Source organism: Flavobacterium hydatis (assembly GCF_000737695.1).
In the GTDB taxonomy this organism is placed as follows: domain Bacteria; phylum Bacteroidota; class Bacteroidia; order Flavobacteriales; family Flavobacteriaceae; genus Flavobacterium; species Flavobacterium hydatis.
In genome coordinates, this window is sequence record NZ_JPRM01000010.1 from 58,998 (window position 1) to 76,124 (window position 17,127).

A 17,127-nucleotide genomic window follows, 5' to 3' on the forward strand; every position below is an offset into this window, starting at 1 on the left:
TGGACATTTACAGTATTTTTACTATCGTTTTTCAGAAAATCGACACAGCCTTTTTGTGTCCGCTTTGTAGGTTTTTCCTGTTTTTATAGTATATTTGATATATTCATCACTATTTCGTTCGCCCCAACTCTCACTATGATACTTATTGTATTAAATGGGGGTGCCTACCAATGAAAATAGCTTAAACTTAACCTATGATTGTAAGATATTTCCTTGCAATATCTTTATGCTTTAGTCATTGTATACATGCACAAAAGCATATGATTCAAATTCCTGATTCGTTAAAGAGTAAGGATTTCGACTATATATTTGATCGTATCGAAGATGATAGTATAAGTGATGGTGTCAGATCAGTATACCTGACCTCATTTCTGATAAAGGCCAAGTCGGAGGAAAACTGGGAAGAACTTTCCAATGCCTATAAAAATTATGTCCATTATGCCACAGACCAGTCAAAGCTTGTCTACGCCGATAGTATGGTTTGGGCAGCTAAAAAATCAAACATCGATGAAATTATAGGATCAGCATACCTTTCCAAAGGCATTGCGTACTATGGTCAAAAACGTCTCAAAGAGGCAATGGATATTTACTTAGTCGCCGACTACTACATAAAAAAAACAAATGATCCATACCTCATTCACAAAACCAGGTATCAAATTGGGCAGATAAAACTTTATTTGGGATATTATAGGGAAGCGATCGCGCTTTTTAAAGAGTGCATCAGTTACTTTAAGAATTCCAATGTCAGGGCATACTTAAACTCTCTGCATGCATTGGGCGTCTGCTATAAAATGGTAGGCAATCACGGGCTGTGTTCTTCTACTAATAAAATAGGTATAAACGAAGGAATCAGGACCGGAAACCTCGACATGCAATCCTACTTCATATTTTCAGAAGGTGTCAACCAATGCCTGATACGTAACTATGCCATAGGCATTGAAAAGCTGCAAGCTGCAATGCCAAGCATTATGGATAGTAAGGACTTCTCTAATGAAATGGTGGGATACTTTTATATCGGGAAATGTTACTGGGGATTAAACAATAAGGAAAAGGCCCTGCGATACTTTAAAAAAGTTGACCAAATTTATATGGAGCGGGATTTTATGCGTCCTGACCTTAGGGAAGCATATGAGTTTATGATTACTTACTACAAGGACAGGAATATGATCAAGTTGCAATTACACTATGTCGAAAAATTACTCGAAATAGATAAAAAATTGCATCATACCTATACCTATCTTCAAGGAAAAATCCGTAAGGAATATGAAACTAATGAATTGCTGGCTGTTCAGCGCACGCTTAAGGGAAGGCTGGATAGGCAGAACTATAACAATCAGATATTGTTTTCTATCATTGGAGTAATGTTCATTTTTATAATATACGGGATAGTTAATTATTTTAAAAATAAGAGGGAGGCTAGGATTAAGTATGAAGAATTGTTGAAAAAAATTGAAAACTCAGAAAAGACTAAAGACAATAAGGTAGACGAGCACGATTTTTCAATGAGCAAAGATGCCGAAGACGCAGTTTTACATAGTTTGAAGAAATTTGAAAATAGTAAAAAGTTCCTTGAAAAGGATCTGAATCTAACTAAGCTGGCAAGCTATTTCAAGACCAACACTAAATATTTATCACTGATTATTGCCCGTCACAGAAATAAAAAATTCAATGAATATATCAATAGCCTTAAGGTAGACAATATCGCCAAGAGGATTCGTAAGGAAAAAAATCTTCAGAATTATACTCATGACGCACTCGCTGATGAAGCGGGATTCAGCAGTACGCGAAGGTTTGTAAAGGCCTTTGTAGCCGATACTGGAATAACCCCTAAATATTTTATTGAAGAATTAAAGAAGGAAGATATCCAGTTATAAAATGCAAAGAATCACGCTTAATATTAACCAGACAATTAAATGCAGTACTTATTTTAGTTATCAAAGTTTAAATTTATCCATCTATTACTATTATAGATCAATTTTGAGTAAAGAATTATTTGTCTCTCATTAAACTCTCTATCTGTTAGTTTGCTAAGAATTAAAATTATCAAATCTTTAATAATTCGATATTCGATCATTTCGTTTGAAAATTCTCTGTGGCTTAAAGTAATCAAATCGTGCAAATCTCTATAGACGGTTCTTTCGATAATATACCTATCATTTTCACTATTATAGCTAAAAATCAAATTGGCTTCAGAATTTGTTCCCATTCTGATTTGCTGAAAACTTAAATTGTCGTTACTCCAAAAGTAAAGATTATAGTTACTCCATAAATCTTTCAAAATATCTTCTGTGTTCATCTATTTGTTTATTTTATTTATTTATGAATTTAGCACCATAATTATTTGTAGTAGCTGTCGTTCATTTCCGGATTAGATTTCAGGTCGTCGTAAACGATTCGCATCTCTGCCAAATCAGTTTTAAATTTTTCTTCAATTTGCTTACGAGTATCGTTTATTTCATCACATTCGGATTGAGTTAAATAAAAGTTGATATTCTGGAAATCGCTCATTCCATAATTAAAAGATTTATGGTTCAAAGTACTTCCAGAAAGTATATCCTTAAATTTTGATATAGCTTCACTAATATCGTGTTTTTTTATTTGGGGCTTTAAATCAGGTATAAGATTTATCATGCCGTCTTCCGATATAATTACTAAAGCCAAACCACCTTTTTTACCGAACTGCTCATAATAACGAATTGCCGAATTGTATCTCGCTCCACGCGACGAATCTCCTTTTTCAGTTGCAAGTCCGTCCAGTATAACTCCAATTGCATAACAAAAACAGCTCCTGTCTAATAGTACAGCTCCATCTATGGAAGTAATCTGCTGAACTAAACTGTCAGTTAACTTAATAGGTTTTAGCGGGAAACACTGATTACCCAATCTTTCCGATTCCAAATTTGCATTATCGGAAATTACAAGCATCGTCCCATGCTTCTGTTTGGTTGCTTCCAAGGCAATATCCCACAAGTCGTTTATATCATCTTTAGAAATGGAATCAAAAAGCCGTGGAAGGTCGGAATAAAACTTTTCTCTGTTAATTTTTTCCTTTGGTAAACGAGGTTCCCGATATTCAACTTCCATCAGGATATTATTGTCATGAGAAAGCTCCCATTGAAAATGGCTTGTAAAATTGACTACGAAGACAGATTCTTCCTTTGGATTGTATTTGCCTTTTAATTCTCCAAGACCGTAAATGACTGCAGAGTCTGAAACTAATGCTGATCTATCATCAGAAATTTCCAAAAACTTTCTAACCTTTCTGTAATCACTCACCCTTATCGGAGCCTTGAGTTGAAGTGTGAATTTAAGATTTTTATGGTCTTTGGGAGCTAGTATCATTTTCCCCAATCCAATAGCACCTTCATATTTCATTGAAGCAATTTCATTGCATGCATCATATAAGCCATGCAATCCCATAATGTCGCCACCTGAAGATGCGGCAGTGTACATAAACTGGCGTCCAGCTTCTCTCAATAGCTCTTCAGCACGACGGTCAATTGCTCCGCCAGAAGTATTAGGATCCTTTAATGCATTTGAACACTCACCTAAAAAAATATTTATTGCACTTTTTATCAGAGATCGGAATATTGTATATCTGTCGTTAAAGAAGTCCTTGGCTAGCTCGTAATGACTGTTAAGCACTTTTTTATTTAAGGATAAAACGGTAAAGACGTGGTAGCCGTCAATATATGTTGGCGTTGCAACAAAATACTCCTTTTCTCCAAATACACTTTCCCGCTTTAGAATTTTGCTTATCGCCTCCTTGTATGATCTGGTAGTAATTCTTCTGTTATGGTTTTCCTGTGCTATCTCATGAGTGTGGAAAATTCTATTCTCTTCATCGACCTTTTCCAATTCTTTTGCCAATGAGTGCACGTCGGAAAAACGCTCCGGCAAAAAACCGATGTCTTCAGGTTCAAGGCAGATAGGATGCCTGTCTGGTTTTTCTTCAACGAGAACTCCAACAAAAAAAACTTCCGGATCAAGTCTAGCATCTATTTTTTTAAATAAACTTTCAGCACTCACTTTAAATGATACCTGTACGTGTAGCTGATATCCCCACATAAAATAATTAATAAGATTTCCCTTCATGTTTATTGTTGAATAATTTATATATTGGTGGTATTGTGAGTGAGATAATATGCCTGTGTTACTGACACATTCTTTGACGCGAAAGATACAAATTTAAGAAAATCTTGATCTCACTTTAGTTATATCAAATATAAATTATCAAATCGTTAAGGTTGGCAGTGTTATTTTCTTAACCTTTCCTCTTAGTAGTAAAAGGTCTTTTTTTGAAATATTGGTGCCTTGATAATGGTTTTTCCCATCATATAGATCACCGTTACTTAAATCTAGTTTTTGTCCCGTTTCTTCATTATGTGCATGCGGATTAGATGGAAGTGGATCTTTATCATATTTATGGATAACCCAAATTTCACCCTTGCTTTTTATTGTTTGCTCGTCAAGCCTCTTTAAAGCTCCATCGGGAAGAATAGATTCACTTAGCTCAATGATTTCTGATTCATCTGGAAATTTAAAATCGTGATCTTTCAGCATCTCAAATATTTGTTCGGCAGTGAGATTGTGTGATGCGGTGCGTGTACTATTCTCGGGTGTATAACCGTAATGTTCTGCCAAAGCCAGCTGGATGTCTAGGAACTCCAGATCATGAGACAGTTCCTCAATAAGTAGTAATTTTGCTTTTTCTACTTCTTCAATAAATTTGTTTAATTGTGAACTCATATTTTTAATATTAAATATATTTGGACAATATATTAGGTGATTTTACCATTGGATAACAATCTCTTTAAAAGGCTTATCATGACTAGACTTTCAGTAGCGATTCCCAGAATTTATTCTTGCAGATCTTTCATTAAGAAATAATCTTTTCTAGTTTTCAGATCTTCGAATATTTCGGTAAGCTTATGATCTACATACTTGTTTGTATAATCATCAGAGAAATATTTTAGATCTGGATAGTTTTTGAGCAATGAGCTTTTGTAAGTGGCTTTAAGTTTAGATTTATCGGCTGTCAGTCTTTCAATATCTGCAATTGCGTCAAAACAGTATTCAGCGGTTACGTGAATCAATTTATCTTTCGGATCACTTATGACAGAATTGTATTTTTCAAGCGATTCTACTGAATCTAAGTCAAAGAAAAAGTGCTTGTAAAACTCTTCAAAACCCGGGACCAAATCTTGCACGTATATATCTTTTTCACTTGATATCAATGCCCTAAAAGGGGCTCTTTCCATTGGATTAATATATTTTAGAATTCCTGCACCGCGACAGATTCCAAGGAGTATGAAAAGATAATTATGAAAGCGTATGTTGATTTCCTGAAAGTATGGTATCATTTCTCCCCAAGTGACTTCCTCTCCGTTTTTTAGTTCGATTCCGTCATCGAAGCCATGGGCTTCAATATGTAAAATAAAAAAATGATTCTCATCAACGGCCTTGCGTACCAGCTCCTTTAAAAGCCAGAATAAATTTTTTCGGTCACTGACATCATAAAATTCAGCACTTAGGTCTGGAAATTCAAATGTCTTATATTTTATTATCGTTGAATGTAAATTGAAACCGGTCTTTTTTTCATCATCAGGTAAAGACTCAATAATTACCAATCCAAACTGTTTAATTTCTTCGCTTGTCATAATCGAACTGTTGAGATTGATTTCAGATTAACACCAATATAAAATTTCTTTAGTAAACCGGGTATAGTTGGGATTATCGTCATTTGGTAAAATTAACCTCTACATTATCCGATGTATCTCTTATGATTGTACAGTTTACAAATCCTAGTTTTCTACACCATTTGCCGGTTGGAGTATTTTTAGCAGCATCAATATCACTCATCACTTTTTTATGATTTGAATACTCTAAAAGGTTAGTAGACATTCCATTTTCAAAATCCTTAAATTCTCCATCTTTATTCCAACTTGCCTTGATGGTTGTAATTGGAAAATCAGAATCAATTAGTTCAAATGCCTTTTGGAAAGCTGCGAAACCTATACCATATTTAAAGTTTGCAGAATCATAAATCTTTACAACACTAATAAAATCGCCATACTTATTACCAGCGCCCTCCGCAGAGCCAATTTCAATGCCCGATTCATCTAAAATCTGAAACGTTAGGTAATCTTTTGTTACGTAATTCGGGTTACTAAAAGTATATTTCATTGTATTTTTTTTACATAACAACTAAATTGTAAATAGTCATTATCAGTTTTTATCACCAAACCTACAAAACCATTTTTTCTCTACTTTACGGGTTTCCGTAACTCACTATTAAAACTTGCAAAATACTTATTTTAGTGATTAAAAGACCCAAGTATAATTACCTGTTTTGATTTCGAAAGGTCATAAAAAAAGATGCAAATGCATCTTGGTATTTTTATTCCTTGATATACTTATAATAGCCACTTTGCCATTGCCAGAGCTATTATTCCAAAAATAATAAGCAGGCCACCGGCAAGTGTTAAAAGATTCTCCCAAAAAGGGGTTATCAGTGAACTTCTATAATTTTTAAAGCCTTCGCCACCTAAAGAATTTCGGCGATAAAATCTTCTTCTGCCAATGAAGAGTTTAAGGAGAATTCCAATTACCAAAGCTAAAATGCCAAAAATTATTAAGACAGCATTGTTTCTATCCATAAGATTTCTTCTTTTTTATACTTATTTAATCACAATTAGATGTAATATGTTATAACATCTTAATAACTCCTTATGTACTATTTCTCAATAATGGTGCAATACTTATAAGTTTTATTTGCTTTTAGTTGCTCTATTTCCTCAATTGATATTGATGTTTTTTTAAGCTCGATTAGTCTTTTAATAACTTCACCATTCTCGTCAATATTTTGGCTTCGACTATTTATATCAAACAATTCTATTTTAAGACGAACCATATCATTAGTCATAATTTCATCTGGAAAGAAGTCAATATAAGATTTTAATTCAAGAGCATTCGCAATTCTTGCAAGCATTCTAATATTTGCCTTTGCAGTGTGTTTCGGATTTTCAATGTTCCCTATATAACCTTCCGACACACCAAGTTTTTGTGCTAGAGCAACTTGGTCAAGTCCAGCTTTAATTCGCAACTCTCTTATCTTTTCAGTGATATAGAAGTCAAGTTCAGATGTAATTATTTCAATAATCATAAGCTATTAATTCTATAGCAATGAAGGCATTTCAAAAATTAATTTCACATACCTATAGGTGTGTGATAAATTTTTAATATATTTGTTTCTGATTCAGAAATGAATCGTAATTTTGCGATTCTTCAATAAAAATATTTGAAGCATTCGCTTTGAATCTTGCTTAGAAAAACTGGACACTTTTTTAGCACCCAAGATGATAAGTGTAAATGCTCACGCCTTTAAAGGGCGTGGGCTCACTTATTTGCGTGCGGGTAGTCCAGTAAATCCTTCTAAGCAATAAGCTGAGTTCCGCGCCTCTTTTTTTTGGCTATATCTCAACTTATCAAAGCTACTTCACAATATCTAAAAGGATCGCAGCGTATCTGTACAACCTTTAACCGGTTTGCCTATGTTGTAGTTTCTTTATTTTCATTTTTATAATACCTGGCCCGTACTGGTATCCTGCTGAGTTAGTCGGGGGAAGGGCCGGGTTATTATGCTATCAGCTTCGCCACCCACAAATACTGCAATATGCAGATTCGAAAATCACACAATGAACAGCTATTAACTTATTGAATGACCAAAAAACAAATTATGCCTATGGAGTATTAATTAACAAGAAAAGCCTTCTATAACTCGTGGTCGAATACTAGCATAGAAGGCGAGAGAAAACCAAACTTTCGTTCAATTTTAATCTTTTTTAAATTTATGAAAAATCTTTCATTTAACAAGGGCAGGCCATCCTGTCTTTGCATATTTATTTTCGCGATTCTGCTTTCTAATCATATTTACGCCATCGAACCAACGTTCGGAAGCTACACGAAGCAGTCACAACATCAAATTACAGGTACAGTTACCGATGCCACTGGACCACTTCCAAGCGTGACGGTTATCGTTAAGGGAACCGCTCATTCAGCCGTAACAGATGAAAAAGGCAACTTTTCAATAACGGCTAATCCTACTGACGTACTCGTCTTTTCGTTTATAGGCTATGCCACGCAGGAAATCATCATCGGAAACCAGACTTCTCTTAATGTAATATTGTCTGAAGACAGTACTCAGCTTAAGGAGGTTACTATTAATGCCGGATATTATTCGGTTAAGGATAAAGAGCGTACGGGAAGCATTGCGAGAGTTACCGCAAAGGACATCCAAAAACAGCCGGTCAGCAATCCCTTGGCTGCCATGCAGGGAAGAATGGCAGGAGTCAATATTACGCAGACCACTGGAGTGCCGGGTGGTGGCTTCAATATCCAAATCAGGGGGAAGAGCAGTATGCGGGCAGATGGAAATTCTCCCCTTTATATTGTCAACGGCATCCCTTTTGGCAGTGAAAATCTTGGTAATACGCTTACCTCTTCGGGCATACTTCCTGAAAATGGCCTAAGCCCGCTTAACAGCATTAACCCTGCCGATATAGAAAGTATAGAAGTACTTAAGGACGCAGATGCCACCGCTATTTATGGTTCCCGTGGAGCCAATGGCGTAGTGCTTATTTCGACAAAAAAGGGTCAGACAGGAAAGACAAGATTTAGTATCAATACATATACAGGCGCAGGCAACGTGACACGTAAGCTAAAACTGATGAATACAAGCCAGTATCTTGCTATGAGAAGACAGGCTTTTTCCAATGATGGTTTTACCGACTATCCAGCCTATGCTTATGATGTGAATGGAACGTGGGACCAGAACCGTTATACAGACTGGCAGGAAGAGTTAATTGGCGGTACAGCCATGACAAATAGTATTCAGGCAACCATTTCTGGAGGATATGAAAAGACACGCTTTCTGATGAGCGGCACTCATTATAAGGAAACTACTGTGTTTCCGGGTGATTTTAATTACAGGAAGAATACTTTTAATTTTAATCTCAACCATATCTCAGAAGATAATAAATTTTCGGCATCGCTTTCGGGGAATTACACAGGAGACAGCAATAATCTCTTGGGAACCGACCTTACTGCAGAAGCCTACTCACTCGCACCCAATGCACCCAAGCCTTACAATGAAGATGGAAGCCTGAACTGGGAGAATTCGACATGGAACAATCCGTATCGCTTGCTGGAAGAAAAATATCTAGCTAAAAACAACAATCTTATTGCTACCGGAATGCTCGCTTACAGACCTCTTGAAGGCATGGAACTAAAAGCGGGATTGGGCTATACGGATGCGAGGCTTCAGGAATCTAAAACCTCACCACACACTATTTATGATCCAGCATTTGGATTTGGCAGTGAAGCATCGAGCCTGCTTTTAAGCAACACCAATGTACAGTCCTGGAATTTTGAACCGCAGATATCCTATCAGAAAGAAATTCTTGGCGGCAAATTAAATACCTTGGTGGGCGCGACCTTTCAAAGCAGAAATGGAAGACAGTCAGCTTTTTATGCATGGGGATTTACCACCAATGACCTCATTAATAACATTGTCGCCGCTTCAAGCTTGACAGCATTAAGCAATACCAACACCCAATATCGCTATAATGCTTTGTTCGCAAGGATCAATTATTCACATGCCGATAAATATTTCTTAAACCTGACCGGCCGCAGGGATGGTTCCAGTCGTTTTGGCCCAGGTAAGAGATTTGCCAATTTTGGAGCAGTCGGCGCGGCGTGGATTTTCTCAAATGAAGAATTTTTAAGCAATAACACCAAATGGTTAAGTTTCGGAAAATTGAGAGGAAGTTTTGGTACAACAGGAAATGACCAGATAGGAGATTATCAGTACTTAAATACTTACAGTCTCTCAGGATTGCCTTATCAGGGAACTATTGGCCTGCAGCCTACAAGGCTTTTCAATCCTGATTTTAGCTGGGAAAACAATAAAAAGATTGAAGCGGCCTTAGAACTTGGTTTCTTCAGGGATAAGCTGTATCTGACAGTAGCACATTATCGCAACCGCTCTTCTAACCAGTTAGTTGGAATTCCTTTGCCTGGCACAACAGGTTTCACCTCTGTTATGGCCAACTTAGACGCAACGGTACAAAATACAGGCTGGGAATTTGAGCTACAGGTTCGTCCTGTAAGCGGTGATCATTTTAGCTGGACTACGGCCTTGAATATGACCATTCCACGAAACAAATTGATTTCTTTCCCTGATCTTGCAGGCTCGACCTATTCCAATCAGTACGTTATAGGACAACCTTTGGATATTCGTAAGGTATACCATTATACAGGGATGAACCCACAAACCGGAGTATACGAATTTGAAGACTATGATGGCGATGGGCAAATTACTGCCAGCGGCGACAGGGAAAGCATTGTAAGGACCGCACCTGAATTTTATGGTGGCTTGCAAAACAGCATCCGTTACAAAAACTGGCAATTCGATTTTTTAGCGCAGTTTGTAAAGCAGTTGGGCAGTAACTATCATTATCTTGGAATTCTGCCAGGTGTTGCCAACAATCTTCCAGCGGACTTCTCAAATGCCTGGCAGCACCCAGGTGACAACAGCACAATTCAGCCTTATACTACAGGACTGAACAGCGAGGCAACCAATGCCTACTATCGGTACTTAGGGAGTGATGGCGCGTACAGCGATGCTTCTTTTATCAGGCTTAAAAATATTTCCTTATCCTACACGCTTCCACTTGCTTGGCTGGAGACTACAAAGTGCAGGATTTATATGCAGGGGCAAAATCTTTTTACCATTACCAGATTCAAAGGCCCGGATCCCGAAAACCAATCCTCAGGAAAATTACCACCCCTGCGTATTATTTCTGTGGGTGTCGAATTGAACTTCTAACCACTATTACATTATGAAAAAATATATCACATACAGCAAGTGCAATTGGCTATTGATCCTCCTTACTACATTACTTATGAGCTGTGAGGATTTTATAGAGACTGGACAGCCTGATTCGCAACTTACCGGAGAAACGGTATTTAATAATGTCGCAACAGCCGAGGCTGCTTTGACCAATATCTACAGTAAATTATCAAACGATGTATTGGTCTGTGGCAATTCAAAGGGAATATCAATATTGTTGGGGAGCTATGCCGATGAGTTGCAAACTTATAATACCGGACTAACAGAACATCAGTTCTTTTTGAATAATATCATTCCTGCCAATACCGATATTGCAGCTTTTTGGAACGGGAGTTATAATTTGATTTATGCCGCCAATGCTGTAAAGGAAGGTGTTCAGAATTCAACTGGAATTCAGCAGGACGATAAAAACCGTCTGATTGGAGAAGCATTGTTTCTTCGCGCCTATATTCACTTTCACTTATTGAACCTGTTTGGTGAAATTCCATATGTTACCACTACTGATTACGTCATAAACAAAAAGATTGGAAAGCTGACATCATCCGAATTGTACACTGTATTGGTTGATGATCTGGAACATGCAAAAACACTGATGCCTGCAATAAATCAAAGTATGCTCAGAGTCCGACCAAGTGTAGATGCTGTAAAAGCACTACTCGCAAGGATTTATTTATATAACAATAATTGGGAAGCTGCTCAAAGCGAAGCGAATGCTGTTATTGGTTCAGGAAACTTTGTCTGGGTGGAAAATCTGGATGCAGTATTTCTTAAGAACAGTACGGGTACCATCTGGCAAATTATGCCGGGGCAGGAAGGACTCCCAACACAGGAAGGGCAGAGCTTTGTTTTCTCAACGGCTCCTCCACCCAATCGAGCCTTAAGTCAGGAATTAGTCAACGGATTTGAAATCGGAGACCAGCGTAAAGAGCATTGGACAGGAAACGTTTCAGAAAATGGGATCATCTATTATTATCCTAATAAATACAAGCAATTTAATAATGGAACGGAGTCGAGCGAATACTCTATTCTGATGCGGCTTGAAGAACTATACCTCATAAGGGGCGAAGCGCGAATGCACCTAGGAGATTTTGACGGTGCAAGGGAGGATATTAACAAAATCAGGAACCGTGCATCGCTTGACAACATTATAGCAAATACAGAACAGGAAATTCTTGACGCGATTATTCAGGAAAGACGCATCGAGCTTTTCAGTGAACTGGGGCATCGCTTTTTTGATCTAAAACGTACGGGCAGGATAAACTCTGTGCTAGCATCAGTTAAGCCAGGATGGAATGCCACAGATATACTTTGGCCAAAACCAGAATCTGAATTATTACTTAATCCAAACCTGCTGCCTCAAAATGCTGGATACTAAATCTGTAATGTTAGTTCATATGAAAAATTTTAGTTTCCATATCTATTTATGGCAGCCCTATTTATTGTTTTTAATAGGCTTGCCTTGTTTTTCACAAGAAAAAAGACAACTTACCGTTGAGGATTATAAATTGTGGAATACATTGCACATAGGAGCTTTGTCAGATGATGGAAATTGGACTTCGTACTCCAAATCATATTTAAGTAAGTCGGATACCCTGTTTTTAAAAAGCACAGTTACAGATGTTCAATATACATTAGCTGGAGGCTACGGAGATAAGATAACTGCGGACGGAAGCCTGTTTGCATGGATGAGAAATGATTCTCTATTCCTCTTAAGAACGGTAACAGGAAAGACAACTTCTTATCCAAATGTCTCTGGGTTTGAACTTCTAAGAAAAGGCAGTCATTTTATGTACTTAAGTGCAAACAACGACCATAACTCCTTGACCCTTTATAATTTCTTTACGGGCAGGTCAGAGCTTTTTGAGAATGTAATTGAGTATAGACTGAACCCGCAAGAGACAAAACTCTCCGTTGTTCAACATAACGAGAATGAAACTGTAGCAAGCATAATCGATCTGCAAGGCAAAAAAAAGCCCAAAGTATTAGCGAAAAGTAATGATGAGGAATTTCAATACCTTACTTGGAATAAAGCTGGTACTTCGCTGGCTTTCTATAGTTTTGACGCAAATAAAGGCGAACATGCTATCATCCTTGCCAGTGAGAATGGGCACATAAAAAGACTTGATCGTTCATCTGCTGGTTTAGCTTTTGATAGCAGGATTTTCAAGGGAAAATTGTATTTGACGGAAAAGGGAGACAAAGTTTTCTTTGATGTCATTGCAAAAACAGATTCTCAGCAGGAACAATCGCAAGTCAGGGTCTGGAGATCTTCGGATATGGAGCTGCGACCGACCCAGAATGATAAAATGCTGTATTGGCACGTTTGGCTCCCAGAGAGAAACAAGGTTTATCAAGTTGAGGACGACAAGCTCAGAGCATGCGCTTTAATGGATAATGACCAAAAAGTAGTCTTGCTGGATAATGAGGCTTATTTACCATTTTATAAGTATAATGACTATTACAGTGATGTTTACTTGCTGGACCTTGCTACGGGAGATAAGAAAAAAATTATTGAAAAGCAGTTAAGGGTTCATAAGCACCTTGTAGCCAATAAGGATGGGGAATTTATTGCTTATTTCAAGGATTCGAACTGGTGGTGCTACAATATAAAGAAAGATTTACACATCTGCCTGACGAAAAATCTTGATACCCATTTTAATAAATCTACAAGTGATCGTTTAGATCAGCATCAGGCCTACGGCTTTGGTGGGTGGACAACTTCCGGACAACTTCTTTTATACGATGAGTTCGATATTTGGCTTATATCGCCTTCAGGAGATAAGAAGCAGAAAATCACCGCTGGCGGACCACTAAAGATAAAGTATCAGGTATATTTCGATTCAGGCTCCTCTATCAGGGATGGTTTTTTTGGTTTTTCGGCAGGAACTTATGATCTAGATGAAGATCTGATTCTAAAAACTATCAACACGGAAGAGCTCAGCGAAGGATTTGGTATCTGGAATTCTAAGACGGGATTCCAGAAAATTATACACCAGAATTCAAAAATAATGTATGTAAGGAGATCAGGAAAAAGAAACATTTTCCAATATATGGAAAGCTCGTTTGATGTTTCACCTCAGCTCATATCCTTAGATGAAAGGGGACAGCCAAAACTTATAGCCAAATCCAACGAACAGCAGGAAAAGTTTTTTTGGGGCAAATCTGAAATCATCCACTATTATAGTCCGGATGGAAAGAAACTGAACGGAGCTCTCTTTTATCCAGCAGTTTACAAATCAGACAAAAAATATCCGATGTTAGTTTCCATCTACGAAAACGTGGCATCAGCAGTTCATGAATATATACCGCCATCCCTTGAAAACTATGAAGGGTTGAATATAACTAAATTAACATCGGAAGGATATTTTGTACTGCTTCCAGATATTGCGTACGTATTGAATAAGCCTGGATACTCGGCACTTCAGTGTGTATTATCTGCTGTTGACCAGGCTGTAAAAACCAGTTCGATCGATGAACAAAACATAGGACTTATAGGGCATTCTTTCGGAGGATTTGAAATTTCCTACATTGTGGGACATACTAACAGGTTCAAGACTGCAGTGGCGGGTGCTGGCGTTACAGATTTATTGAGCTTCTATCTGGATATCGATTCATCTGATATCTCAAATATGGAACGTTTTGAAAATTCGCAATTCAGAAATAGAATTGCTTTCACAGATGACGAATTTTTATCAGAGTCTCCAATTATGAATGTCAAGGGAATAAACACACCACTTTTGATCTGGACAGGCGACAATGACCAAATGGTAAAATCTTCCTATGCTATTAAATTGTTTGCTGCTTTATGGAGACTTCAGAAGAAAAGTACAATGCTAATCTACCCCGATGAACCACATGTAATTGTCAATCCAGTTAACCAGAGGGATCTTACTCTCAAACTAACCCAGTGGTTTGACTACCAACTTAAAAATTCACCCAAAGAAGATTGGATGAATGACTAGGTTTATACTTATTGAATTTTGTATTGACCCAATATGTAAATCAGGTTATTATAGTGGATGAAAATCATGTTTAAAAGAGTTGCTCTCATCAAATACTTATCAAATAAAAGCGGTGCCTGTAAAGGACACCGCTTTTTTAAAATTAATTAGCAGGTCGTGAGAGTACTTTGTTACAAGCCATCGCCTGTGGATTTAGTTTTCCAAAAGCTTGGTGTGAAGTTCCCTGATAAATTGCTGTACATACAGGTCCTGGGTCATTATTACATTGAACCTGAACGGCACAAGGCTGTCCCGGCAGGTTAATCCATCCGCTCTCTGGAGCGAGAACTGCTTTACTATCTGCACCTTTAAATGCAAAAGCACCAAACACTGCCAACAGTAATACAAATGCTGGCAAAACCATTTTAAAAAATTGTGTTCTCATGATATTTATTGTTTGATTATGATCTACTCTTTTTCAGGTTTTCGATCTTCCCCTGACACGGCCGGCCCGTATATTTTTAGTTGCCAATATCGAAATTGAGTGATTGCAGACGATATAATACCAAATAATGATCGCTCAAGCCAATTAGTATATTTCCATACACATTGAAACTCTTGATTTTTTCTCCTTCATAATCATAGAGATAAAAACTGAATTCGTAACTCTGTTTTTTTACGTCGTAAACATCTATAATTGATGCATCTTTTAGCATTTCTTCAGATTCATATTTGCCCAATCTATTTGATTTTGTGAACAAGTATTTTCCAGATACGGTAGACTGTTGTTGTACCAATACTGGGCGCTTCGCCAGTGTTCTTATGCGGCCAGAATCCTGATATGCCAATTTAATTGATGATTGTGTGATCGTATCGATTGTGCGGCCTTTATAATTTAGTTTTAGGGTGGTATCTGATGTCAAATATTCATTTCTATAGTAATATACGTATACTACTTTTTCGAGATTCGCATTATATCTGAGCATTCCATCTGTATCAAATACGCCGTCAATCTTCTTTTCAAGTAATTGACTCGTTTCTATAATAGGGATGCCCTTGGAAAAATCAAGATAACTGATAACATTCTGACCTCTGGTTTTATCCAGGCCACTCAAAATAAATCTTGAGGGGGAAATAATTTCAAACTGTGAAAATGTATGATTGCCTTGCCAGTATTTTTTGGCTTTCCAATCTGACAGATATCCTCTAAATATTGTAGGCACATTGCCGTCAACTAAAAAGAAATATGGCGGGTGAATTCTGATTTGAGGTGCATAGAACGTGGTATTATTTTTATTGTACAATTGTATATTTATTGTCTCTGGGTTACTAAGAGTAGTATCAATACTAAAAACATGGGATGGAGCTGTAGTATTACCAAGATAGATACGATCCTTATCTACCCCTGCAATATAATAAGAGTTGTATTTAACATTGAATCCTTTTATTGTAGTTACGGGATGTGGAGGATACCTTCTTAAAAAGTTATTGTTTCTATGTATTTCATTTTCAGATAACAAGTATAAAAGAGAGACTGCAGAAACACCTCCAATAAAACAGCTAAGTAAAATTATAATAGGACTGTTGTATTTTTTATTCTTTTTATTGTGTACATTTTCTCTTTCAAGCAGTATACCCACAAGTGCAATGATTGTAAAACAAATATTAAATATTAAATGTTCTGTCCATCCCATTTTTTCCAGGACACCTCCGCAGGAACATGGAACAAAAGAGCTAAAATTTAATATAATGATTATATACATGGTAAACATAACCATCAAAGTAAACGCTCCAAGTATAGCCCAAAACCGAATACGCTGGTAAAATAAAGCTAATGCTATAGCAATTTCAATCGCAGGTACAAGTAAAGAAATGATTCCTGCATATGCACTCAACATAGGAGATTGTCCAAGTTGGATACGGAAATTTTCAAAATCCAGTAGTTTACTTACAGCTGCATACACAAACAACAGAACATAGAGCAAACAAATTATGTCAACTATAGCGTTTTTAAAAGATGCTGATATTTTCATGTCGTCGATTTTAACTCTTCCAGTGCTTATAAGACATATTAAACCAGCCTCACATTAGCGGTCTATTGTTATTTAATTATCACTGTTTAAGTGTTTTACAAAGCGAAATTAGAATAATAAAATAAAAGGATTGTTAACAAAACCGAGCCAAAATTTATAAAAACCGAGCCATTTTACATTGTTCTAAATATTCAGGCATAAAAAAGGCTGACAAATGCCAGCCTCATATCGAAAAAGTACT

At 36.9% G+C, this 17,127-nt stretch carries 13 protein-coding genes; 4 read left to right on the forward strand and 9 right to left on the reverse strand.

Features of this window, described 5'->3' with window-relative positions; all coding sequences use genetic code 11:
* The first annotated feature begins 260 nt into the window (after positions 1-260).
* Entirely contained in the window at positions 261-1,874 is a 1,614-nt protein-coding gene (locus IW20_RS07875; RefSeq protein WP_051885643.1) for a helix-turn-helix domain-containing protein, read from the forward strand.
* A gap of 53 nt (positions 1,875-1,927) precedes the next feature.
* Here IW20_RS07875 and IW20_RS07880 read toward each other — a convergent pair whose 3' ends face one another.
* The 7 genes from IW20_RS07880 to IW20_RS07910 all read right to left on the reverse strand — a co-directional run bounded on the left by IW20_RS07880 (position 1,928) and on the right by IW20_RS07910 (position 7,165).
* Positions 1,928-2,296 carry a hypothetical protein gene (locus IW20_RS07880; RefSeq protein ID WP_035620653.1) on the reverse strand — a complete coding sequence of 123 codons (369 nt, stop codon included), beginning with the start codon at positions 2,294-2,296 and terminating at the stop codon, positions 1,928-1,930.
* Positions 2,297-2,337: 41 nt separating this feature from the next.
* Positions 2,338-4,095 carry a DNA integrity scanning protein DisA nucleotide-binding domain protein gene (locus tag IW20_RS07885; RefSeq protein ID WP_205625905.1) on the reverse strand — a complete coding sequence of 586 codons (1,758 nt, stop codon included), beginning with the start codon at positions 4,093-4,095 and terminating at the stop codon, positions 2,338-2,340.
* A 138-nt stretch (positions 4,096-4,233) separates the two neighbouring features.
* A complete protein-coding gene (locus tag IW20_RS07890) occupies positions 4,234-4,749 on the reverse strand; it encodes a hypothetical protein (protein WP_035620654.1) in 516 nt (171 codons plus the stop codon).
* Positions 4,750-4,859: 110 nt separating this feature from the next.
* Positions 4,860-5,660 (reverse strand): hypothetical protein, encoded by an 801-nt coding sequence (locus tag IW20_RS07895; RefSeq protein ID WP_035620656.1) that lies wholly within the window; start codon positions 5,658-5,660, stop codon positions 4,860-4,862.
* A gap of 79 nt (positions 5,661-5,739) precedes the next feature.
* Positions 5,740-6,186 (reverse strand): hypothetical protein, encoded by a 447-nt coding sequence (locus IW20_RS07900; protein WP_035620658.1) that lies wholly within the window; start codon positions 6,184-6,186, stop codon positions 5,740-5,742.
* Positions 6,187-6,416: 230 nt separating this feature from the next.
* Positions 6,417-6,659, reverse strand: a complete 243-nt coding sequence (locus tag IW20_RS07905; protein WP_051885646.1) for a hypothetical protein — start codon at positions 6,657-6,659, stop codon at positions 6,417-6,419.
* A 77-nt stretch (positions 6,660-6,736) separates the two neighbouring features.
* Entirely contained in the window at positions 6,737-7,165 is a 429-nt protein-coding gene (locus IW20_RS07910) for a helix-turn-helix domain-containing protein (RefSeq protein WP_035620660.1), read from the reverse strand.
* A 687-nt stretch (positions 7,166-7,852) separates the two neighbouring features.
* On the opposite strand from IW20_RS07910, the gene IW20_RS07915 reads away from it, so the two are divergent.
* Genes IW20_RS07915 through IW20_RS07925 form a run of 3 tightly spaced genes read left to right on the forward strand, consistent with a single transcriptional unit; the run spans position 7,853 to position 14,874 of the window.
* The gene (locus IW20_RS07915) at positions 7,853-10,888 is read left to right on the forward strand and encodes a SusC/RagA family TonB-linked outer membrane protein (RefSeq protein ID WP_035620662.1); all 3,036 of its coding nucleotides are present in this window, start codon (positions 7,853-7,855) and stop codon (positions 10,886-10,888) included.
* Between the two features lie 13 nt (positions 10,889-10,901).
* Complete coding sequence (locus IW20_RS07920) at positions 10,902-12,287, forward strand: RagB/SusD family nutrient uptake outer membrane protein (protein ID WP_035620664.1); 1,386 nt, start codon at positions 10,902-10,904, stop codon at positions 12,285-12,287.
* Positions 12,274-14,874 (forward strand): alpha/beta hydrolase family protein, encoded by a 2,601-nt coding sequence (locus IW20_RS07925; RefSeq protein ID WP_035620666.1) that lies wholly within the window; start codon positions 12,274-12,276, stop codon positions 14,872-14,874. The genes IW20_RS07920 and IW20_RS07925 overlap by 14 nt, the downstream gene beginning before the upstream one ends.
* A 142-nt stretch (positions 14,875-15,016) precedes the next feature.
* Here the strand turns inward: IW20_RS07925 and IW20_RS07930 are convergent, their stop codons facing one another.
* Positions 15,017-15,298, reverse strand: coding sequence for a DUF6520 family protein (locus tag IW20_RS07930; RefSeq protein WP_123869462.1), 282 nt, complete (start codon positions 15,296-15,298; stop codon positions 15,017-15,019).
* Between the two features lie 76 nt (positions 15,299-15,374).
* Positions 15,375-16,886, reverse strand: a complete 1,512-nt coding sequence (locus tag IW20_RS07935; protein ID WP_035620669.1) for a MauE/DoxX family redox-associated membrane protein — start codon at positions 16,884-16,886, stop codon at positions 15,375-15,377.
* Positions 16,887-17,127 lie beyond the last annotated feature (241 nt).